Origin of the sequence: Pseudoalteromonas sp. APM04 (assembly GCF_022809815.1) — a bacterium.
GTDB lineage: Bacteria > Pseudomonadota > Gammaproteobacteria > Enterobacterales > Alteromonadaceae > Pseudoalteromonas > Pseudoalteromonas marina.
Genome location: NZ_CP094442.1, coordinates 116,753 through 140,545 on the forward strand (window position 1 = coordinate 116,753; position 23,793 = coordinate 140,545).

Below are 23,793 nucleotides of genomic sequence, written 5' to 3' on the forward strand. Positions count from 1 at the left end.
GTGAGAGTTAAGAAAGAAAACCTTTTATAAAGGCCACCTTCATTCTACACTGGCAACAGTCCTCGCGTAAACCGTGAGTAACCCATTTTAGGGATTAAAAGTAACAAAAAGGTTAATTATGAGAACTGCATTTTATATATCTGATGGAACAGCAATTACATCAGAAGTGTTTGGGCATGCAACGTTATCTTTGTTTCCAATCGATTTTAATCACAAAACTATTCCTTTCGTAGAAACAGAAGAAAAAGCACACGAAATTAAAGCGTTAATAAATGCAACAGCTGCAAAAACGGGTGAAAAGCCCTTTGTGTTTTTTACATTTGTTAATCATAGTTTGAGCGAAATCATAAAGTCAGCGGATGCTATCCCATATGATTTTTTGACTACGTATAGCGAAAAAATTGAAAAAGAATTACAGGTGGCACCTGTACCAAAAATGCATCGTACACACTCTATACATGAAAAAAGTTATGACTTTAGAATAGACGCGGTGAATTATGCTTTAATGAATGACGACGGCGGCAATATCAAAAACTTTTCCGAGGCTGATATTATTTTAATAGGTGTGAGCCGAAGTGGTAAAACCCCAACGAGCTTATATTTAGCGTTGCAATATGGCATTAAAGCAGCAAACTACCCTATTACCGAAGAAGATTTAGAAAGCGAAGGCTTGCCGAAATGTTTAGTACCTTATAAACATAAATTGTTTGGTTTAACTATTGACCCAGAGAGACTTGCTGCAATTAGGCATCGACGCATGGCCAACTCTAAATATGCATCTATAAGGCAGTGTCGTATTGAAGTACGTGAGGTTGAAATGCTTTACAAGCGTCATAAAATTGCTTACTTCAATTCAACCCATCATTCTGTTGAAGAAATTTCTGCAAAAATATTGATGGATACGGATTTAGAACGTCGTAAGTACTAACTTAGTTAAATATTTACGCCACAAAAAAGCCGCTGTTAAGCGGCTTTTTTTATATGTGAGAGTCTTTATTTACGTGCGTCTTTTAATAAATCAGCAACTAAAAAACCTAGCTCTAATACTTGGTCTGCATTAAGACGTGGGTCACACTGTGTTTTGTAACGTTGTGCTAAATCGTCGTCTGATAGACCATACGCTCCGCCGGTACACTCTGTAACGTGCTGACCTGTCATTTCTAGATGAACGCCACCTGCATATGAACCTTCTGCTTTGTGAACAGAGAAAAACTGGCTGATTTCGCGCATTATATTGTCGAAATTACGCGTTTTGTATCCAGAGGTCGCTTTTTCAGTATTGCCATGCATTGGGTCTGAACTCCAAATTACCTTACGCCCTTCTTGTTGTACTTTACGTACGAGTGCTGGTAGTTTCTCTGGCAGTATATCTGCACCCATGCGTGTAATTAAGGTTAATCGTCCTGGAATATTGTCAGGATTTAATGCATCAATTAGGCGGATTAATTCATCTGGGTCCATACCAGGACCTACTTTTACACCAATTGGGTTTTTAATTCCTTTAAAAAACTCAATGTGTGCGTGGTCTAATTGACGTGTGCGCTCACCGATCCAAACAAAATGCGCTGAACAGTCATACCAGTCGCCTGATAAGTGATCGCGTCGTGTTAGTGCTTCTTCATAGCCCAATAACAATGCTTCGTGAGATGTGTAGAGATCTGTCTCTTTAAGGCTTGGTGCTATAGTAGAATTAATACCACACACTTCCATAAACTCTAATGCGTCTTGAATTTTATCAGCAAGCTGTTGGTACTTTTGCTTTTGAGGATTGGCGGCTACAAAGCCCATGTTCCAGCGATTGACCTGGTGTAAATCTGCAAGGCCACCTTGTGCAAATGCACGTAGTAAGTTTAATGTAGCTGCACTATGGTGGTAAGCAGTCATTAAACGTTGCGGATCGGGTATGCGGGCTTCAGCTGTGAAGTCTATGTTGTTAATTATGTCGCCACGGTATGATGGAAGTGAAACACCGTCAATAGTTTCTAAATCAGCAGAACGTGGTTTTGCATACTGTCCAGCCATACGGGCAATTTTTACAACTGGGCATTTACCGCCGTAGGTTAAAACTACAGCCATTTGTAAAATTGTTTTAAATGTGTCGCGAATGTTTGCTGCATTAAAATCACTAAACGATTCTGCACAGTCGCCACCTTGAAGTAAAAATGCACGGCCTTCACACACATCTTCAAGTTGCTTAAATAAACTACGAGTTTCTTCTGCAAAAACTAATGGGGGTGCAGTTTTTAATTGGCCTTCAACAGATTTTAACACGTCTTGATCTGGGTATTGTGGCTGCTGCAGTATTGGCAGCTCTCTCCAGCTATTTGGGTTCCACGATTGCATATTCTTTCCTCATTCCTACTTTACCTGATGTACTGAAATTAACGTATGCACGTACCTCTGTTCAAGTACTAAATTCACTATTTACTAATTATTTTGTTATGGGCTAGTTATAAACACCAATTAACAACTTTCCATATGTGTATATTTCATAAATTAGCTTAATCAAACTAATATTAAAACCATTTATTATCAGTTAATTACACCTATAAATGTTAATTTCAAAGAGTTCGAGAACACTAAGCGTAATACCAGATATTATATACAGAATAAGAAGGAACACATCATACTTAATTTACGTCAATTGTATTCTAAACTTTACAGTTAAATTTAAAAATTATAATCATGAGGATTGTATTTATACTTATATATGCTAAAGAAGCACAACCAAGTTTAAGCGGCCCACCTATAACATTAACAATATCTAATATAAATAAGAGCTTATATGCTAAACAGCAAAGAACACATCATACTAAAACTGTAGTTAATGTTTATCTCGGCAACAATAGATTTATAAAGATCTAGCGATCAAAGCAAAAGATTAGTATCATTTCTGATTAAAGTAAGATGTGTTCTTGGTGTGTGATGGTCTCTAAAATAAAAATAAGAAGTCAGTTTGATTTAATGAGTGAGCTTACCTCATTGTTAATTGATGAACTCAAACAATGTGAATACTCAAAAGCTGAATACTATAAATTGCCTGAGGTTCTTACTAGTGAAGAAAATAATGTCCCGCAAAGTATACCCGTTTCAAAACTAACGGGAGATAATGCCCAACGAGCCATTCTTAATTCATTTTATGATATGTATACAAAGTCAGGGTTAAGTAGCCGAGTACTTAAAAGGCACCCTGGTTTGTTAGTTATAAAAAATGCTAATAAACAGGCACTCAATGATAGGATTAATCAGGTTAATAAAGCTAAAGCAGCATTTAAGGAATGTATTCTAAGTATTGATAACAACGACGCTCGTTTTGAAGCTGTTCATAATGCAGTACCAAATTTAATTACTTTAGCTGCATACAGAAAAATACACAGTGAGAGTGAATCTCCTTTTTCTGTTAGATTTACATGGATGCACAAACATGCAACTAAAACCCTCACTAAAAAGATGGCTCTTGAAATGTTGAGTAAATCTGCAGGTTATACAAATCCAAGAATGATCGATCAGCAAAAGTGGCAATCTCTAGTCGCTCAAGAACAAATGAGGATTGCTAGCTTAGGTGAAAAAGAAAAACTAAGAATAAGACGCCCTACTCGAGTTAGTCCTCAAGTAAATATCAGATACACGGCACAAAATCGTTACCACGTTAGTGCTGCATTACCATTTATATTAATAAACCCAGAGCCCGATGTTAAAATAGGAACTTTACCAGATTACGAAAAGCCAGATAGTCATCCTCGAAAACGAGATTATGATTTCCTGGTTGATAGGCTTTACCTTGAACAAGTAACAAATTAATTATGTTAAAAAGGCCACATTTATTGGCCTTTTAGTATTTGTATAACAAAGATAAATAAAAAACTATTTTTCGACTATTTCTTCTATTTTATCTTCATCTATTAAAACGGCATTTTCAACTATGCGTTTACCGCCTTGAATCTCTATACGTTTGTTATGCTTATTCAATGTAAGTATTTCATCACAAAACTGATCTGACGGATGCATTTCATAGGTGTAATCTATAATATTACCGGTCTTATCGTCTTTAACATTGGTAATGCTGTATTCTGAAATGGCACCCTTTTCTATAAGGTCTTTCATGGTAGTTGTCATATCACGACGTAATGCTTTTAATTTGTTTTCTGTTATGTTGTCGGTTGAGTATATCGAACCGTATTTTTCCATAATAGAAAGTAATCTAAAATGATATGTTTTACCCGGTGCCGCGTAGCGCCATAAGTGATACAAGCGCAGCATCATCCAACGTGATAAACCACGCTTTAGTTCTTGTGCACTGTTAAAATAATAACCTTTATATTCTAAGTTATCGATCATGTTATGAACGAAAGCATTTAAACAAGCAACACATTTAACATTACCGCCCTGACCTTTTTTCCCACTAAAATGCAAAGACGATAAAAAATTCATATTTGACTCGTAGAATGAATCATCAATATCTGAATTTTTAGTATCTGTTGCAGAGTATTTAAATGAAAGTTTTGACCCTTGAAGTGCTTCAAGTGATTCTTTAATTGCAGGATATGGCATGGACTGACCAACGGCTTTAAGTTCTTGTGCTAATTCGTTCATCGAAAAAACAACGGCATATTGAATACCGGACTTAAAATTTATTTTTACTATTTTACCTTTAGAGGCTAAACGGATCAGAGCTCGTTCTACTTTTTCTTCTCTATCTGATGGCCATACTAGGTATTCAATATCTTCACCGTCTTTGCGAGTACTAACAACGGCGGGTGTTATTTTTATTTCGCCATCGTATAAAATACCATCTACTTTTTCTGATATTTTACGTGTAATGATTGTTTTTTTAGGCGCTTCTTCTAATGGAAGTTTTTTATGACCCGATCGAACAAAACGTCCCCATAAATCGTAATGATTAAATGTATTTGAATAGGCACGTAAACCATGAGCTGCATTCTCAATAGAAATGCGAACATCTTTATTATCTGTAAATAGTGCTAAACTTTCATTATCAATTGCACTTTCCACCCCGTGAATTTGGCCTCTTAGTGTATCAGGCAAGTTATCTACCGAGATGTTGACCTTTCGGCTCATTGTTCTTATTTCCATTTATTATTGCGACAGCTAATAACAACACATAAAACAAAAAAAGTTAAATGTTTAAGTTAGTATAAAAGTGATCTGGCTCTAATTAATCTACTCAGATCAGTTTTATACTAAGTACTAGCATTTTTCTTTAATTTAAGATCATTATTATACTAACACGTGTATTTCAAATCTCATTTTTACTAACTCAGTTATAAATTTGTCCACTGCTATGCTAAATTTAGACTGCAAAGCACGACAAATTTGTTCTTTTTCATACTAGCCTGTGGATAAGGACTTAGTTAGTTAGCATAGATCTGATCTGTACTTACTACAGATCAGATCTATACCAATTGATTACTGCTTTTTCTACATTGAACGGTGCATAACATTCTAATTTACTTAGTAAAAGCATGATCTTAATCGACCTATTTGTTTATAACCTTAAGGGTAAGCTGTGTATAACTATAAAATTTATTTAGCAGTTAATAAAATGCTGATCTGTTAGTTATTAAAGATCTGATCTTAACCACGTATAATGCTGATCTAATTTTTTATAGTTTATTTATATTTATCATATAGTTAATATACACTTTTAACCTCTTAACCTTTATTACCTTATATATTTAACCACCTTTAAACTTCTTTATTTATACTAAGCAATATTAAAGGTGTAAATTTATATTATGATGTCTTCTTTTTAAAACACATGTCGTCATAAATAGTTGTTTACAGGTATTTGAATGGACATTATACTAATTGCTTAACTTTGAGGAAGGAAAGTATGTCAATTAACAATAATGCGCTTGATACCTATCGACTTTTAAAAGCAACTGCCGAAGTTGCTGAAAAGTCATTAGAAGGACGTATTCAACATTATCGCGCTCATCTTAAATCAGAAGAAAAAGAATTAAGAACATACACCCAAAAAGCAGCCGCTGATTTATTAGGATGTAACAATCGTACACTAAAACGTCGTCATGATAATGGCGACTTTGACGATTTGAATATCAAACGGGGCGCTAACGGCCATTATGCTTACACATTGGTTAATATATTTGCAATGGCAGATATTATGGACATAAAGCCAGATCACCGTTCTGATAGTGATAAACTACAAGTTATTGTTATTAATTCACTCAAAGGGGGCTGTGGGAAAACAACCAGTATGGTTAATATTGCAGCGGCACTTGCCACCACTAATATTAAGCGATACCGAATTGGGATTATAGATTTAGACCCTCAAGGTTCTTCATCGAGTTTTTTCCCATCGAGTGAGCACGATCCCATTACTGTCGGAGATCTAATGCGCGATTGTATCGACTTAGACGACGGTGAAACCTGGCCAGAATTTGTTTCAAGTTCATTTTTACCAACACATATTCCTAATATTCGTGTTTTACCTTCAGGTATGGATGACTTTTACTTTGAACACGAAACCGCAACTTTACTCAAAGACACATCAAATTATGAAGAAACACGTCATTATCATAAATTACTCGAAAAAGTAATTGATCCGGTAAAAGACGAGTTCGACATATTACTAATCGACACTGCCCCTACCCTCAACTTTATGTTTTATAATGCATTAATGGCATCTACAGCTATGTTAATTCCTGTTCATCCAGAAGCTGTTGATTTTGATGCTAATAATAAATATTTAAAACGTTTAGGTGAGATTTATCATACTGTTGCCGCACTAGGCCATGAAGGTTGGGACTTTATGCAGTTTTTAGTTACTAATTACGTAAAAGGTAACCATTCACAACGTGATATTGTTAAAGATGTACGTAGTGCTTTTGGTCGCCAAGTAATGAGTTACCCAATTAACCACAGTTCAGCTATCACGGCGAGCTCATCATCGTTCAATACCATTTTTGATCAAAAAGCATCAGACAGTTTAGCAAGTCGCGAATCTCTTATGCGAGCACAAGAAAATATTAAAGATGTTGTTGATGAACTTGAAATGCTGATCCGATCAAACTGGCAGTCTACTCAATCAAAATTAAATACACCTAAGTAAGGATGTTAAATAATAATGGCTAAAAAACGTAAAAACGACACCCGCTTAGACCCATTTGCAACAGCTGTAGGAAATAGCAGCCTTGATGCACTTTTAGAACAAGCTAATGCTGGCGATGTAATTAAAATGCCTGCACCGAGTGATTCTTCGCGACAAATTACCCTTGTTTGTAAAGTAATCTCACATGCTGATATTGAAAAAACGACTCATGTTTATGGCAAAAACCGTCGTGCTCAGTCGCTTTTAAACGAAAAATCGGTGTCGGATATTCTTCCTGCTATTCGTGAAGACGGACGAAATCAGCATCCTGCTCTGCTTTGGGAACAAGGAGATACAAGTTTAGTACTCGCTGGTTCTCGCCGCAGAATGGCGTGTATCCTAGGTAATGCAGATTATCTTGCTTTAAGTTCAAGCGATTTCACAGAGCAAGATGCTAAAATTTTAGCTGTTTCGTCTGACCAATACATAGCACCCAGCTTGTGGGAATTAGGTCAAGCTTATCAACAAACCAAAAACGAACTTCTTGAAAAAGGTAAAAAAGGATCGTATCGCGAAATTGCAGCCATTGAAGGGGTATCCCACACAGCAATTGCAGATGCAATAAAAGCGTATGAGCAAATACCGTCTTCTGTTATTGCTTTGTACCCAACAGCAAATCACGTTGGTAGAGAAGTCGCTAAAAAGCTTGTTATTGCCAAGGAGCGCGATGCTGAGAGCTTTAACCAGTTAGTAGCTGATGTTGCTAGTAATACTGAGGTAAACGCCATTACAAGTGACGACAAGCGTGCTATGGCTATCACTAAGTTATTGACTGCTGAACCTCAAGCACCTTCAAAGAAAGAAGCTGTGTTGGAAAACGAGTATGTGATGTTGCAACGAAACTTAAAAAGTGGCGATGTGTCGATTAAAATTAATAATAAAGTAATGACCGACAAACGTTTAGAGCAGTTGACTAAGTTATTAAGTGCATTTAATTAGTTAGTAAAATAACGATCTGCTTGGTCCTATAAGTTAGTTAAACTATGATCTAGTAGTCTGTCTAGTTAGTAAAAATTTGATCTATATTAGTGTTGTTATAGCTGTTTTACTCAAATAGCCTTAATGAGATCATTTTTTTACTAACTACTATCCATTTCCTGGTCCTTCTTCTGTAGTTATCTTATCTCTTAGTAAAATTATGATCTGTAAAGCCCCTACGCTGTGTGTAAGGTGTTTATATTTTGTTTGTTATTTGTGGGTTACTGTTCGTTTTTTATTACGCTACCGTTTACCATCATAAACCGAATTTTTACTAACCTATCAACTCCAACCAGTTTACATTACTGTGAATAGTGCTTTAGCTCAGCGCTTATAAGGCATATACTGGGAAAATTATTTTAAAAAATTAATCCTTTGAGTGACATGTCTGCTAACTTATCAAAAAATGATTTACTGGCTATTTTTGAAGAAATTAAAAATGAGCAGGCTACCCAGTTTCCTCTTTCTGAGCGTTTTATAAATAAACTTTTTAAGCCAAACGTGTTGGCAAAGGGTAAAGCGTATTATAAAAATGGTAAAATCGCCTGGTTAGAACATAACAGTGATTTTTCGGTGATAGACTCAACCGTTCAAAGTGATACCGGTGCCTCTTATAATCAGCGAATCGAGATCAGTAAATTACCAACAGGTTATTCTGTTGATACCCACTGTACCTGTAATATCAAATCTAAATGCCTACACCTAGCAGCCATTTTGTTAAAGCTCAAAATTGAGCACTCCGGTGAGTATGGCGAAGACTATTTTATAAATGATTGGTTCAGCGAATTAAGTACACTTAAAAGTACCGAATCAACAACACCATCTCAAGTACTACTTTTTGTATTAAGTGTTGAAAATAAAAAAGTATTTATATCTCCTAAAATAGCTAATTTCGACAAAGACCAAAATTATACCTTAGGGCGCAATCTAACCGACCAACAATTAAATAGCTTTATAACGCCAAATGATTTACTTGAAAGCGACTTTAGACTTTATAGTTGGATCCGTTCACAAAATGCAGTTGGTAGTCTTGAGTTAAAAGGTCAATGGGGGTTTAGCGCGTTACAGCAGTTGATTGCAACCGAGCGCTTATTTTTGCATCGTTCTCGAACTGCAATAAAGCCTCAAAGTGGCCAGGCGCTTAGTTTTAATTGGCAACAAGAAAAAGAGCGTACAAAATTAGTCGTTAATTTAGAACAAAGTAAAAATTGGGCGGTACTCAAAACTACACCTCCTACATACCTTGACCTTGACCACTTAAAAGTTGGCCGTATACGCACACCGTTAAGTGGCGATGAAATAGCCCACTTACAAACCATGCCTGCAATACACAGCCCTAATTTCGACCGTATTTATAAACAGCTTGCAGATAACTTTGGTGCGGGTGTTATTCCCCATCCTACCAATACGCAATCTGTTTTACCGCATACAGCGAGTAATGCAGTAATTAAAGTGACTATGGAAGAGGCTGATTTAAGGCTGTCTTTATCATTTAAGTATAAAAATAAACATTACCCCGCAGGTACAGCGCCAAATAATTTAATTAACAGCGCGTTTGAAAACACAGTAACCAATGAGCTTGTTAATTTAGGTTTTGAATTTTGTAAAGGGGGTTTACAAAGCGAGTTTACTTTTAATAAGCAATCAGCAATTCATTTGCACTGGTTAACTTACGAGGTATTTCCTAGCTTTAAAGAGCATGGTTGGAAAGTAACTGTTGGTAAGATGGATATCGCCAATCCGCAAAGTGAAGTTACACTGATTGCTAATAGAGCTGCAGGGCATCAAGTGCACTGTAAAGTGCTTATTAACAGCAGCAAGCTTTCACAACTTTTTAGCAACGAAGATTCACTTTATCAATCGTTAAATCGACAAAGTCAGTTATTTCATTACTACCCTGTTGGCCGCCAATTTGGTGTTATCAATAAGTCAGCCATGAACGTTTTGTCTGATTTTAAGCAACGTTTTGAGTTTGTAAAAACACGTGACGAATTCAATATACCGCTTTCGTACTTGCCAGAACTTGTAAAACACACTGCAATTAATGTTGAGCTGCACGACGACTCACTCGAGCTCTATCTTGAGGAGCTTAACAATACACATAAAACATTGCCGAGCGTATCGTTGCATGGTTTAAATGAGTCTGTCGAACTTAGAGAGTATCAACAGCAAGGTGTTGATTGGCTGAGTTTTTTAAAACGCCACAAACTTGGTGGCATTTTAGCTGACGATATGGGGTTGGGTAAAACACTGCAGGTTATTGCGTTTTTAACGAGTACGTACAATCGTCCGCAGGCAGGTCCTACACTAATCGTGTGTCCAACCAGTTTAGTGAGTAACTGGCAAAACGAAATACTTAAATTTACCAAAGGATTAAAGGTAACCACCATATTTGGGTCTAATCGTAACGAGCCACTGCAACACCTAGCGCAAGCACAGTGTATATTGACTACTTACCCTTTGTTAAAACGTGATATAGCTTATTACTCACCGCTTTTTTTTGAAAATATAGTGCTAGACGAAGCGCAATATATTAAAAATGACACGGCGCAAGTATCTCGATTGGTAAAACGTCTTAATGCTGATTTTAAATTGTGCTTAAGCGGTACCCCAATCGAAAACAACTTGCTTGAACTCAAGTCTTTACTCGACTTTGCTATGCCCTCCCTTTTAGGCTCTCAGGCTCATTTTAAACAACATTTTCAAACGCCTATTGAGCGTGAGGCCGACATGCAGCGTGCAGAGCAATTAAAAGCACTCATAATGCCGTTTATACTGCGCCGAACAAAAGCACAAGTGGCGCAAGAACTGCCGCAAAAAACAGAAATAACGAAAGAGTTTGAGTTTGAGCCCAAACAAAAAGAAATGTATCAAGGAATAACACGTGCCCTTGAAGAAAAACTTATTGATTTATTTGCTGAGCAAGGCGTTCAAAAAAGTAAACTTGCCTTTTTAGAGGCTTTACTGAAGCTAAGACAAATTTGTTGTCATCCAAAGCTCATTGAACCTGATACACAAGCCGGGTCTGCCAAATTAGAATGGTTATCTAGTCACCTCCCTTTAATGCTAAGTTTGGGGCGTAAAGTAATTATATTTAGCCAATTTACATCAGCGTTAGATTTAATTGCAAAGCAATTAAGTGAGTTGGATATTAACTTTAGTTTATTAACAGGCCAAACTCGCCATCGCGATAAAGTTATAGATGAGTTTACCAGTGGCAAAACGTCTGTTTTTTTAATTAGCTTAAAAGCAGGCGGCACTGGGCTTAATTTAACGCAAGCCGATACGGTTATTCATTTCGATCCATGGTGGAACCCCGCAGTAGAAAAACAAGCCACCGATCGTGCCTATCGTATTGGGCAAACAAACCCAGTTTTTGTTTATAAGTTGATTATGAGTCATTCAATTGAACAAAAAGTATTTAAAATGCAAGAAGATAAACAAGCACTTGTTGATGCATTATTTACAGACAAATCAATGAGTTTTACACAGTTCGATGAGCAACAAATGCTGTCACTTATAAAAAATTAATTTATTTTAAAATTAGTGCGATCTTTTTTGAACTTATTTAAATGCAGGGCGTCTACTATTATGCTTGTTGATTAATTGCAGTTAACACAAGTTTTCATGTTGATTCCCTATTTAGTTACTAATTTTTAGTAATGATTAAGCCAGTTTATTTTGAACTGGCTTTTTTTATGCCTGTTTTTAGTGTTTAGTTGCTTATTAGTCGGGGCTAAAGTTATTTAAATTAATTTGATCTTTTTTTTGAACTTATTTGAACGCAGGGCGTCTACTACTATGCTTGTTGATTAATTGCAGTTAACACAAGTTTTCATGTTGATTCCCCCCCATTTAGTTACTTATTTAGTAATGATCAAGCCAGTTCATTTTGAACTGGCTTTTTTTATGTTTAATTTTTACCGTTTAATGCTTTATTTGCCAAAGATCAGTTTTTTAAAATAATTAGATCTTTTAATGAACTTAATTCAAAACAGGGCGTCTACTATTGTGCTTGTTGATTAATTGCAGTTAATTCAAGTTTCATGTTGATTCCCCTGTTGTGTTACTTATTTAGTAATGGTTGAGCCAGTTCATTTGAACTGGCTTTTTTTATGGCTGTTATTTGTTACCCCCTACTTCTACTCAAACTTATTCGTTATGATGGCATGTCCATAAATTTTATAAGTTTATTTTATGATTACTCAAATACTCACCCAAATTGATTGGGTAAGCACAGCTGCAGGGTTTACAGCAGGTGTTGTGCTTTATAGTGTTATTGGTGTTTTGCCTCGCAGAAAATTAAAAAAAACAATTAACGAGCAACAACAGCAACTCTCTTTATTACAAAGTCAGTTCGATAACAAAGCTGAGCAACTTAGCGCCTTACAAGATGAACATGAGTTGCTTGAGCATAGCCACCAAGAACAGCGCGACGAAGCGCAGCATTTTAAAACGCGTTGCAGTGAACAAGAAAAACAAAGCATGCAATACAATCAGTTTTGGCAAAAAGCCGAAACCGAAATAACGCAGTTGCGTGCACAATATAATCAACGCAATGTAGAGCTTAACTCCATGCGAACTATGCTTGAGCAAAAGCAGCAAAGCTTTACTGAGCAGTTAGCTCAAATAGAAGAAAGTAAAAACGTACTTAAAAAAGAGTTTGAAAATTTAGCCAATAAAATCCTCGATGAAAAAACCCAAAGCTTTAAAGTGACTAACCAAGAAAGTATTGAACAACTGCTTAAACCCGTTCAAGGTGAGTTAAAAGGCTTTAGAGATAAAATGGAATCAATTCATGTTGAGGACTTAAAACAGCGTGCACAATTAAAAACTGAGCTTTTACACTTACAAGCCAAAAGCCAATCCATCACCGAACAAGCCGATAAGCTAAGTAACGCCTTACAAGGGCAAAAGAAAACCCAAGGTAACTGGGGAGAGCTGATGCTTGAAAACGTGCTTGATAGCGCAGGCTTACGCGCGGGTACCGATTACAAACGCGAAGTGTCGTTTAATACCGAGGACGGTCGTTTGCGCCCAGATGTTGTAGTGTACTTACCACAAGAGCGTCATTTAGTTATAGATGCAAAAACATCCCTTAATGCCTACACCCGTTATGTAAATGCTGAAAATGAACTTGATGCTAATCAAGCAATTAAAGAGCATGTAAATGCAGTTACGGCTCGAATAAACGAACTAGCCAGTAAATCATATGACCGCCTTCCTGGGTTAAATTCGCCAGAGGTTGTCATTATGTTTGTACCTATAGAGTCAGCCTTTGTAGAGGCGCTTAAATATCAAAGCGATATTTATCAACAAGCGATAGAAAAAAACATTCTGGTCGCTACTCCCACTACGCTGTTAACCAGTTTAAATATTGTTAAACAGCTGTGGCGTTTTGAAGAGCAAACTAAATATTCAAAGGAGCTGGCAAATCGTGCAGAGCGCTTCTACAACAAATTAAATGGCTTTTTACTCAGCATGGAAGGTGTTGGTAAACAATTAGACCGAGCAAAAGAAAGTTACGACAAGGCCTTTTCTCAGCTTTACCGAGGTAAGGGAAACTTAATTAAACAAGCCGCCGAATTTAAAGAGCTTGGTGTATCTGTTCAAAAAGAGTTACCCAACGAGAGCGTAGAGCGAGCACAGTTAGAGTTAGATTAGTCCTTTTAGCTTTATAAAAGCGCTTATAAAGTGTAAGCGCTATTTCTCACACTTTTTTTTAGGTCAATACACCTAATTATTAGGTTTGAACACACATAAAAAAATCAATAAAAGGAACAACGTGAATGAACGCTAAATTTATTATTTTTGCCTTAAGCCTAATAAGCTTTTTTGCCCAAGCTTCAGATGAAAAAGCGTATCAGCCAACAGAAGCTGATTATAGTGAAGGGGAAAAGTGGGTATGGAAATATAAAGGGGTAACACCTAGCAATGAAATACGTGCACAAGGCACCGATACTAAACAAATAGTCAGCAAAAATGGCGCACTTAGTATGTTAACGGCTAAGGGATCTACGTTACTAAAGGTATTAACAAAACCAAATAACAGCAAAACCTCGCGTTATTATTGGCCGTTATATGTAGGCAAAACATGGGTGTTTGAAGAGCACTGGGAAAGCGAAGATGGCACCAAAGGCTCAACAATTCAAAACGCTAAAGTTGTCTCTTTTAAAGATGAAAAAGTAGAATCTGGCACATATAAAGCCTACACCATTGAGTACACGGGTAAAATTACTAATTCGAGAGGCTATTCAGCCGACACACAAGACATACACTTGTATGCACCAACACTAAAAACATTCATTAAGTTAACTCAGCGTCAAAAAGGGTATTTATACGTTGAAGAGCTAATTGAATATAGCAATTAATAATTCATTTTTTCCAATCGCTGCAGTATCTAAAAATAAATAAGTGAAATTAAAATGATCACTCAACTAAAAAATGCAGTTCCTTCTGTTGCCGAGCAAATTTATAACGTTTTTCAATGTGCTTATAAAATAGAGGCGCTTTTAATAAAGGTTGAACATTTTCCCCCTCTTAGTAGAACGCAGCATGCCATTGTGCGCAGCAACGCGCTATTTTATGGTTTTTATTATGAGAGTACGCTTGCGGGGGTCATAGAAATTACAGTAAAAAATAAGTGCTTAAGTATCGAAAGCTTAACAGTGCACCCTCGCTACTTTAAAAAAGGAATCGCAGGGAAGTTAATTGCTCATGCGCTTACTTTGCATACGTATAATAAAGCTATAGTGGAAACGGCTGTAGCAAATACGCCAGCAATAAATTTATATAAAAAACATGGCTTTTCTGAATATAAACAATGGTTGCCCGCACATGGTATTTTAAAAACAGCAATGCAGATTGAAGTTCACTAACAAAATATGTGATTAAGTTTTCCGCTTTAATTAATAAGCCTGATAGGAAGAAAAAAATGACAAAAAATAAACTAATTAAATTTGGTTTTATTATGGCTGCAGCCATGAATATAGGTGGCGTTTTACTGTTCTCACGGCTATTTACAAATTCCACAATAAACGAACTAGACCCTGTTGTTATGTCTAATTTTGGTTTGTTAATGATTGTTATATGGGGCTTGGCATATTTGGCTAGTGCTTTTATTACCTCCAATATAAGGTGGTTAGCTGGCGCTTTCGTAATTGAAAAACTGGTTTATGTTGTTGCTTGGTCATTATGGTTAGCAAACAATAACCTTGATGACGTTTACGATAAAGATGTATTCGCGGGGATTTTTTACAGTATTTACGGTATCAACGATTTTGTGTTTATGCTGTTTTTTGCTTGGGTATTCTTAACACACATCAAAGCACCTAACCGTTAAAACTGAACCTCATCCAATAAGTCACTCATTTGTTGTTGTGTTAAACATTGTCCATTTGACCAGCTTGCATTTAATTGCGTGACTAAATCACCAATACGCTGCGACTTTTTTTGCAGCTGAGCAATCAGCGCATTCGCTTCGTTTTGCTTTTGCTGCAAACGCTCAATAACAACAGTGTGATCCAGATCGTTTTCTGGCGTTTTTAATGTGGGTATCTCCTCTAACGAAAACCCTAAACTTTGTGCAAACTTAATCATTTTTATTTGCTCAATGCTTGAATGGTCGTATTGCCTATAACCATTACTGTTGCGGCTACCCTTCGGCAATAAACCTTTACCTTCGTAATAACGAATTGTACTGGGGGCAACGCCAACAAGTTTTGCAAGCTCACTTATTTTCATAGTGGTCCTAAATTAGTTATAAATACTGCCTTGACCTTAAAGCTGACTTTAAAGTTATAGTGGCGTTAATGTCAATTTAATTGGTTCCTAACATGCCAAAAAATCAACAACAGAGCGTATTTACATCGGTTACTTTACCTAGCGGTTTAGTATTAAAAAATAGGCTAGTAAAAGCGGCCATGGAAGAAAATCTAGCAGAAGCCGATCTCACACCCTCTCAAGTACTTAAAAATTGTTATAACGCATGGGCTGAGGGTGGGGTTGGTTTAATTATTACCGGCAATGTAATGGTTGATCACTTAGCTATGACTGGCCCCGGTGGCCTTGCGCTTGAGCATAATACCGATGTAACGCCTTTTGCGGAGCTTGCGCGTTTAGGGCAGCAAAACGACAGTAAAATTGTGATGCAAATTAATCACCCAGGTCGTCAAGTGTTTAAAAAAATGGGGGGAAAGGTTCTTTCAGCCTCCAACGTGGCATTAAGCATGGGAAAACACTCTCATTTATTTGGCCAGCCAAAAGCAATGACACACAATGAAATTGATGATGTGATTGAGCGATTCACAAATACGGCATTACAAGCACAAAAGGCAGGGTTCGATGGCGTGCAAATACATGCGGCTCATGGTTACTTATTAGCACAGTTTTTATCGCCTTTAACCAATAAGCGTGATGATAAATACGGTGGTAGCCTTGAAAATCGAGCGCGTTTACTCACACAAATAACGCAAAAGATTAAGGCTAGTTGCGCAAATAACTTTTCGGTATCGGTTAAATTAAATTCGGCTGATTTTCAGCGTGGTGGATTTGAACCTAGCGACGCCCAAGCAGTAATTACCCTATTAAGTGACTTAAATATAGATTTTGTTGAGCTTTCGGGCGGTAGTTACGAGGCACCCGCCATGCAAGGTAAAACGGCCGATGAACGTACACTCGCTCGTGAAGCGTACTTTTTAGAATTTGCTAAAACAATTAGTGAACAATCAAGTATTCCAATTATGACCACGGGTGGTATTAGTCGCCTATCAGTGGCTAATAATGTTATTGATTCTGGCGTAGCTTTGGCCGGTATTGCAACGGCACTTGCGTATAAACCTGATTTAGTCAATATTTGGCAAAAACAACCCGAGTTTATTCCTGCAGCGCCAAACGTTCAGATTAAAGATAAAACCATAGCAGGCCTTGCCACCATGGCATTAGTAAAAAGGCAAATTCGTCGTATAGGCCAAGGCAAAGGTGCGAAAGTAAATGCATCAGCAGTATTTACTTTAATTTACGACCAAATTAGATCTCTTAAATTAACAAAGCGCTATAAAAAACATTATATTGAATAGTCTGAAACTTAGTTGATTAGAAATAGTCCCCATAGCCGCCGTTGTAGTCTCTATTAATTAGGTTTCTTAATTGTTAAAAATACGCTAAAGTTTAATTAGCATATTTATATGATAAAAAATTAAAGGAGAACAGGATGCGGCTTAAAGGTTATCTAAAAAAGCTTCTATGCTTTGGGGGACTTTATTTATTAATAACTAGCTTGCAAAGCATTGCAATAGAACAGCAAGTTGCTCAGGCTTGGCAGGATCCAAGTATATTTAGAGTAAATAAACTCCCACCCCGCGCGTTCTATTATCCTACAGCAAATGAGCAAAACGCATTTACACTAGAGCCTTGGCAGTTAGATAGTTATAAATTACTAAATGGGCAGTGGAAGTTTAACTGGGTTGACTCGCCTAGTAGAAAACCAAACGGATTTGAAAAAGTAACCTTCAATGACGCAAGCTGGGATGAAATAGCCGTCCCTGCCAATTGGGAGCTAAATGGTTACGGTTCTCCTTTTTATCACTCTCACTACTGTTTAATACCTAATACTGAGCAAATTGAGCTGCCGCGTTACTATAATCCTGTTGGCTCATACCGAAAAATAATTAACATCGACGAAAGCTGGAATAACAAACAAATCCTTATTCATTTTGGGGCGGTAAAGTCTGCGTTCTATATTTATGTAAATGGTCAGCAAGTTGGTTATTCAGAAGATTCTAAAACTGCCGCCGAATTTGATATTACGCCATACGTTTCTAAAGGTGAAAATACTTTAGCATTACAAGTTTACCGCTATTCAACAGGGTCTTACTTTGAATGCCAAGACATGTGGCGTATGAGTGGTATTGAGCGCGATGTGTATTTATATGCAGCGCCAAAAGTGCGTATAAGTGATTTTGAAGCTAATACCACTTTGATTGACAATTACACAAACGGTGAACTAACGCTAACCACAACAGTACAAAACCACACTAAGCAAACCCAAACTAACTTTGACTTACTCGTTTCACTTTTAGACGCAAACGATAAGGTAATGAGTACTAAAACATTGTCAGTTCCTAAAATAAAAAAACAACAAAGTACGCAAGTAAAAACAGTGTTTAAAGTAAATGATGTACTGCCTTGGAGTGCTGAAATTCCTAACCTTTATAAATTAAAAATAGGCTTACGTAATAGTAATGATAAGGTTGTTGAGTGGATTGGAAAATCAATAGGCTTTAGAAGCAGTGAATTAAAAAATGGTAATATTTTAGTTAACGGCAAACCAGTTTTATTTAAAGGTGTAAATAGACATGAGCACGACCCAGAAACAGGGCACGTCGTTTCTAAAGAGTCTATGGAAAAAGACGTTGCATTAATGAAGGCCTTTAATATTAATGCAATACGAATGGCTCATTACCCGCAAGATCCGTACATTTATCACCTTGCAGACAAATATGGCTTATACGTTATGGACGAAGCTAATATTGAGTCACATGGAATGGGAGCCGCAAACCAAGGTAAGTACGACCCCTCGGCACACTTGGTAAATAAGCTTAGTTGGCAAAATGCATACATAGATCGCATTTCAAACATGTATCACCGTTCTAAAAATAATCCATCGGTTGTAATGCGCTCACTGGGTAATGAATCGGGCGATGGTATTAATTTAGAGGCGTCGTACGATTGGCTAAAGCGTCAAGCCCCAGGGTTTCCAGTTGTATCTGAACAAGCACAGTTAAGGCGCCACACCGACGTATACGGTCAAATGTATGCGCCAATCCAATCGGCTATTCGCTATGCTAAAACAATGCATGATGTATCAAGACCCATGATTTTAATTGAATACGAACACGCAATGGGTAATTCGTTAGGTAACCTTGAAGAATATTGGCAGGCCTTTGAAAAATACTCACAGCTACAAGGCGGTTTTATTTGGGATTGGGTCGATCAAACTTTTGCCATGAAAAACAGTAAAGGTGAGCTTTTTTGGGCATATGGTGGCGACTTAGAGCCTCCATTTGCAGTAAGCGCAAAAAGTTTTGCTGCAAATGGGTTAGTTTACGCCGACAGAACGCCCTACCCTTATTTGTGGGAGGTTAAACAAGTACAGCAAAACATCGACTTTGAGTTAACGAGCAAAACACCTTACGAAATAAATGTAATTAACAAACAGTTTTTTGCCGACCTGTCTGACTTTACTTTGTCATGGCAGCTAATGGCCAACGGTGTTGAAGTAGAGCAAGGTGCTAACCTTGGTATTAATGCCAAACCACAAACATCTCAGCGTGTTAGTTTGCCAATTAAAACAAAACTAAAAGCAGGAATTGAATATTTTTTAAATGTACAAGCCGTTCTCAAAAACGCTAAAAATACATTGCCAACGGGTCATGTAGTTGCGTCAGAGCAACTAGCATTAACAGGCTTTGCACTGACTAATAATACAAAATCAGCCTCGTTAAAAGTAAAGGATTCTGAAAATTCTTTAGCTTTTTCTACTAAAAACGCTCAATTTACGTTTAACAAAAAAACAGGCTTATTAAATGAAATTAATGTCTTTAGAAAGCCATTACTAGCCAATAGTGTAGACCAACCTGTGCAGCCTAACTTTTGGCGTGCGCCTACCGATAATGATTTACCGCAAAAGGGATATGGTGACTCGTTTGCTGTGTGGCAACACGCGGGATCAAATACAACACTGACTAGTTTTAGTAGTAAAAAAGTATCCTCAACACAATACAAAGTCGAAACAGAGCACACATTAAATAACGTTGAAAGTCGGTACTTCACAACATACACAATAAATGGCAATGGCGTAGTTGATGTAGATGTTTACTTTTATGCTGCACCTCATAATTCGTACTCAGCCTTACCCAGATTAGGTATGCAGTTTGTTGTGAACGAGAACTTTAAAAACGTACAGTGGTATGGCCGAGGGCCTCACGAAAACTACGACGATCGTAAGTCATCGGCTTTTGTTGGCTTATATCAATCTGACGTTGACTCTTTACGTGTACCGTATGTTCGCCCGCAAGAAAACGGTCACAAAACGGATGTACGGTACGTTACGTTTTATGATGATAAAGGAATTGGTGTTAAGTTCTCTGGCGATCCCTTAATTGGCTTTAATGCATCTTTCTACGATATGCACGACTACGATAAGAGTACTGAACAAGTTAATAGGCGCAATATGCACCCATCAGATTTAACCAAAGCCCCGTACATTTTTGTAAATATAGATTACAAGCAGCGTGGTGTAGGTGGAACGGATTCGTGGGGTAGTAAACCCTTGTACGAATATGAGCTCCCATGGTTAGACTACAAATACAGCTATAAAATTGAAGCTGTTAAGTTAAACGCTAAAAAATAGCTATACATAAAGCTTTAAATGACTACCCTAAGCCCGCTTTTTCCCCTTAAATAGTGGGCTTTTTTTATGTAAAACATGCTAATTTAAACGTTTGAAATAGAAGGAACGCTAAATGAACATAGGTATTTATATATATGATGATGCTGAAGTACTCGACTTTTCAGGCCCATTTGAAGTATTTAGTACAGCTCAACGTTTAGCTAAAAACGAGTGGAATATATTTTTAGTCGCGCAACATAATCAGCCGGTCAATGCGAGAGGCGGCTTCAGTGTAAACCCCCATTACAGTTTTGCTGATCATCCTCCTATAGATTTATTGTTAGTGGTTGGCGGTGTTCACAATAATGAGCTTACTAAAGCACCTGTTATTGATTGGATAAAGCGCACAGCTCAGTTAGCTCCTGTCGTTGCATCGGTATGTACTGGCGCATTTTTATTAGCAAAGGCAGAGCTATTAAATGGTAAAAATGTAACAACTCACTGGGAAGACATAAACGACCTAGCTGCGATGTTTCCTTTACTCAACGTAATAAGTAATAAGCGCTGGGTAAAGCATGATAAGTTTACAACCTCGGCGGGTATTTCGGCAGGTATCGATATGAGCTTACATTTAGTCGCTGAACATATAAGCCCTGAACTTGCAAAACTTACAGCAAAGCAAATGCAGTACATATGGCACAAAAATATTTAAATACGCCTTAAATGTACCTATTTTGCGATAAGTGTGCTGATATAAAGCCAATAAGTTTGTTAAATTAAGGTTGGTAATACAAGTATGTATTACTAAATCAACTTATTGCAAAACTCATAAAATAATAGCGGTAAGTAAATACCACTTTAGGGACTCACATGAAATTACTTAAAACCTCAGTGCTTGCTTTTTCTATATTAGCGGGGCTGTCTTTATCTGGTTGTTCTATGACTCAAAATACCCCATCTACTTTAGCCTCGTCTGAAATAGACACGCCACTTTCACTCGCGCAATTTATAAAGATAAAGAGTTTAAAACCCAGCGAAGCACTTACTTTAAGTGGCTAGACGATGGTACCGGCTACACCGTACTTGAAGAGCGCGAAAGCGAAAAAGAAAAAGCAGACGATAACAACGCCGATGACGAAAAAGAACACGGCGTAAAAGGCAACGATATTGTATTTTACAATGCTGACGGCACAGGCCGTAAAGTATTAGTTGAGTTTGAAAAGCTATTGCCAGAGGGCGCAGGCGAGCCATTTGCAATCGAAAGCTACCAATGGTCAAAAGACGGTAAATGGCTGATGGTATTTACCAACAGCGAGCAAGTTTGGCGCTCACGCAGCCGAGGCGACTTTTGGTTACTTAACCTTGAGACTAACCAATTACAGCAACTTGGTGGTAAAGACGTTGAGCCAACTAAGTTAATGTTTGCTAAGTTCTCGCCAGATAGCTCAAAAGTGGCTTACGTACGCGACAACAATATTTATATGCAATCGGTTGGCAATCACGATGTAACTGCGCTCACAACCGATGGTAACGCCACCATTGTTAACGGTAATTTTGATTGGGTATATGAAGAAGAGTTTACTATTGCCGATGGCTTTCGTTGGAGCCCCGACAACAAATCAATCGCCTATTGGCAGCTTGATACCAGTGACGTTAAATTTTTCACTATGATCAACAACACTGACGAACTGTACCCTACCCTAAAAGAATTCCCTTATCCTAAAGCCGGTGAAACCAACTCTGCCGTGCGTGTTGGTGTGGTAAGCCTTAGCGACAAACAAACCCGTTGGGCTGAGCTTGAAGGCGATAACCGCGACCGTTATATTCCGCGTATTAGCTGGGCAGGCACCGTTAATGAGTTAATGATTCAAGACTTAAACCGCCCACAAAGCCATAACAAAGTGTGGTTGTTTGATTGGCAAAAACAGCAACTGACCAAGATTTTAGAAGACAAAGACGATGCGTTTATCGAATGGTTTTATAAAGCCAACTGGTCACAAGACGGCGAGTTTTTTATTTGGCATAGCGAACGCGACGGTTGGCGCCATCTTTACCGTGTATCGCGCGATGGCAAAACTATTATCGACCTAACCCCAGGCAATTACGACATTATTGATATGCTGAGCATTAATGAAGATAAAAACGTAATGTATTTTATTGCCTCGCCAAACGATCCTGGTCAGCGTTATTTATACAGCACACCGCTTGATGGCAGTAGCAAACCGGTGCGAGTAACACCTGCTGATTTTGAAGGCTCAAACAGCTACTACATGTCAAAAGATGCCTCATGGGCAATGCACACTTACTCTAAATTTGGTACGCCACCGACTAAAGAGATCATTAAAGTGAGCGATCATAGTAATGTAAAAACCTTAGTTGAAAATACAAAGCTTAAACAAAAACTGGCTGAGCAAAGCTTACCAAACCATGAGTTTTTTAAAGTAAACGCGCAAGATGGTACCGAGCTTGACGGCTATATTATGTTCCCTGAGAACATGGATAAAAGTAAAAAATATCCAATTGTGTTTTACGTATACGGCGAACCATGGGGCTCTACTGTGCAAGACCGCTGGGAAGGCAACAGTTACCTGTATAAATCACTGTTAACGCAAAAAGGCTTTATTGTGGCATCGGTTGATAACCGTGGCACACGTGCACCAAAAGGCCGCGACTGGCGTAAATCGATTTATAAAAAAATTGGCTCAATTACCGTGCAAGATCAAGTAGACGCCCTAGATGCCATGGCTAAACGCTGGGATGTAATAGACACAGACCGCGTTGGCGTATGGGGACACTCAGGAGGCGGTAGTTCAACCCTTAACTTATTATTCCGCCATGGTGATAAATTTAAAGTAGGGATTGCCTCAGCGCCAGTGCCAGATATACGTTTATACGACACTATTTACCAAGAACGTTATGCGGGTAACCCAAATACCGATCCTGAGAGCTACGATAACACCTCGCCTATTACCTTTGCTAAAAACCTAACGGGTAAGCTATTGCTTATTCACGGCACTGGCGATGATAACGTGCATTACCAAGGCTCAGAGCGTTTAATTGACGAGCTCGTTAAACACAACAAACAGTTTGAGTTTTTCTCATACCCTAACCGCTCACACAGCTTACGTGAAGGCAAAGGCACCACCTTGCATTACCATACAATGATGGCTGACTTTTTTGAAAAGCACTTACTAACCAAGTAATCGCTTTAAAAAGTAAAATACTAAAGCCGCACACTCATTTTTAGTGTGCGGCTTTTTAATCAAAATGGTGCGGGGGTTTACAAAGCGTA

The 23,793-nt window shown here is 37.7% G+C and carries 15 protein-coding genes and 1 pseudogene; 13 read left to right on the forward strand and 3 right to left on the reverse strand.

The window, feature by feature from the left end; genetic code table 11:
• Nucleotides 1–118: 118 nt before the first annotated feature.
• A complete protein-coding gene (locus MTP24_RS16475; RefSeq protein ID WP_006793240.1) occupies nt 119–928 on the forward strand; it encodes a pyruvate, water dikinase regulatory protein in 810 nt (269 codons plus the stop codon).
• 65 nt (nt 929–993) lie between these two features.
• Here MTP24_RS16475 and MTP24_RS16480 read toward each other — a convergent pair whose 3' ends face one another.
• Nucleotides 994–2,343, reverse strand: coding sequence for a 3-deoxy-7-phosphoheptulonate synthase class II (locus tag MTP24_RS16480; RefSeq protein ID WP_008131800.1), 1,350 nt, complete (start codon nt 2,341–2,343; stop codon nt 994–996).
• A 582-nt stretch (nt 2,344–2,925) separates the two neighbouring features.
• Between MTP24_RS16480 and MTP24_RS16485 the strand changes: the two genes are divergently transcribed.
• The gene (locus tag MTP24_RS16485; protein WP_243534269.1) at nt 2,926–3,801 is read left to right on the forward strand and encodes a DNA replication terminus site-binding protein; all 876 of its coding nucleotides are present in this window, start codon (nt 2,926–2,928) and stop codon (nt 3,799–3,801) included.
• A 63-nt stretch (nt 3,802–3,864) separates the two neighbouring features.
• Here MTP24_RS16485 and MTP24_RS16490 read toward each other — a convergent pair whose 3' ends face one another.
• Nucleotides 3,865–5,079, reverse strand: a complete 1,215-nt coding sequence (locus MTP24_RS16490; protein WP_006793243.1) for a hypothetical protein — start codon at nt 5,077–5,079, stop codon at nt 3,865–3,867.
• 775 nt (nt 5,080–5,854) lie between these two features.
• Here MTP24_RS16490 and MTP24_RS16495 point away from each other — a divergent pair.
• The 7 genes from MTP24_RS16495 (at nt 5,855) to MTP24_RS16525 (ending at nt 15,452) form a co-directional block, all read left to right on the forward strand.
• Nucleotides 5,855–7,093 (forward strand): AAA family ATPase, encoded by a 1,239-nt coding sequence (locus MTP24_RS16495; protein WP_006793244.1) that lies wholly within the window; start codon nt 5,855–5,857, stop codon nt 7,091–7,093.
• A gap of 15 nt (nt 7,094–7,108) precedes the next feature.
• Complete coding sequence (locus MTP24_RS16500; protein ID WP_243534271.1) at nt 7,109–8,071, forward strand: transcriptional regulator; 963 nt, start codon at nt 7,109–7,111, stop codon at nt 8,069–8,071.
• Nucleotides 8,072–8,494: 423 nt separating this feature from the next.
• Complete coding sequence (locus MTP24_RS16505; protein ID WP_243534273.1) at nt 8,495–11,641, forward strand: DEAD/DEAH box helicase; 3,147 nt, start codon at nt 8,495–8,497, stop codon at nt 11,639–11,641.
• 666 nt (nt 11,642–12,307) lie between these two features.
• A complete protein-coding gene (gene rmuC / locus MTP24_RS16510) occupies nt 12,308–13,774 on the forward strand; it encodes a DNA recombination protein RmuC (protein WP_243534275.1) in 1,467 nt (488 codons plus the stop codon).
• Nucleotides 13,775–13,899: 125 nt separating this feature from the next.
• Nucleotides 13,900–14,481, forward strand: a complete 582-nt coding sequence (locus MTP24_RS16515; protein WP_243534277.1) for a hypothetical protein — start codon at nt 13,900–13,902, stop codon at nt 14,479–14,481.
• Nucleotides 14,482–14,535: 54 nt separating this feature from the next.
• Nucleotides 14,536–14,988: a GNAT family N-acetyltransferase gene (locus MTP24_RS16520; protein ID WP_243534279.1), complete on the forward strand. Its 453-nt coding sequence runs from the start codon at nt 14,536–14,538 to the stop codon at nt 14,986–14,988.
• Between the two features lie 56 nt (nt 14,989–15,044).
• Entirely contained in the window at nt 15,045–15,452 is a 408-nt protein-coding gene (locus MTP24_RS16525; RefSeq protein ID WP_243534282.1) for a hypothetical protein, read from the forward strand.
• Here the strand turns inward: MTP24_RS16525 and MTP24_RS16530 are convergent.
• On the reverse strand, nt 15,449–15,853 hold the full coding sequence (locus tag MTP24_RS16530) for a MerR family transcriptional regulator (protein WP_243534284.1): 405 nt from the start codon (nt 15,851–15,853) through the stop codon (nt 15,449–15,451). The genes MTP24_RS16525 and MTP24_RS16530 overlap by 4 nt on opposite strands.
• 92 nt (nt 15,854–15,945) lie before the next feature.
• On the opposite strand from MTP24_RS16530, the gene MTP24_RS16535 reads away from it, so the two are divergent.
• The 4 genes and pseudogenes from MTP24_RS16535 to MTP24_RS16555 all read left to right on the forward strand — a co-directional run bounded on the left by MTP24_RS16535 (nt 15,946) and on the right by MTP24_RS16555 (nt 23,704).
• A complete protein-coding gene (locus MTP24_RS16535; protein WP_243534286.1) occupies nt 15,946–17,187 on the forward strand; it encodes an NADH:flavin oxidoreductase/NADH oxidase family protein in 1,242 nt (413 codons plus the stop codon).
• Between the two features lie 134 nt (nt 17,188–17,321).
• The gene (locus tag MTP24_RS16540; protein ID WP_243534288.1) at nt 17,322–20,522 is read left to right on the forward strand and encodes a glycoside hydrolase family 2 TIM barrel-domain containing protein; all 3,201 of its coding nucleotides are present in this window, start codon (nt 17,322–17,324) and stop codon (nt 20,520–20,522) included.
• A 112-nt stretch (nt 20,523–20,634) separates the two neighbouring features.
• Nucleotides 20,635–21,213: a DJ-1/PfpI family protein gene (locus MTP24_RS16545; RefSeq protein WP_243534290.1), complete on the forward strand. Its 579-nt coding sequence runs from the start codon at nt 20,635–20,637 to the stop codon at nt 21,211–21,213.
• Between the two features lie 158 nt (nt 21,214–21,371).
• A pseudogene (locus MTP24_RS16555) lies at nt 21,372–23,704 on the forward strand (S9 family peptidase).
• Nucleotides 23,705–23,793: the final 89 nt, after the last annotated feature.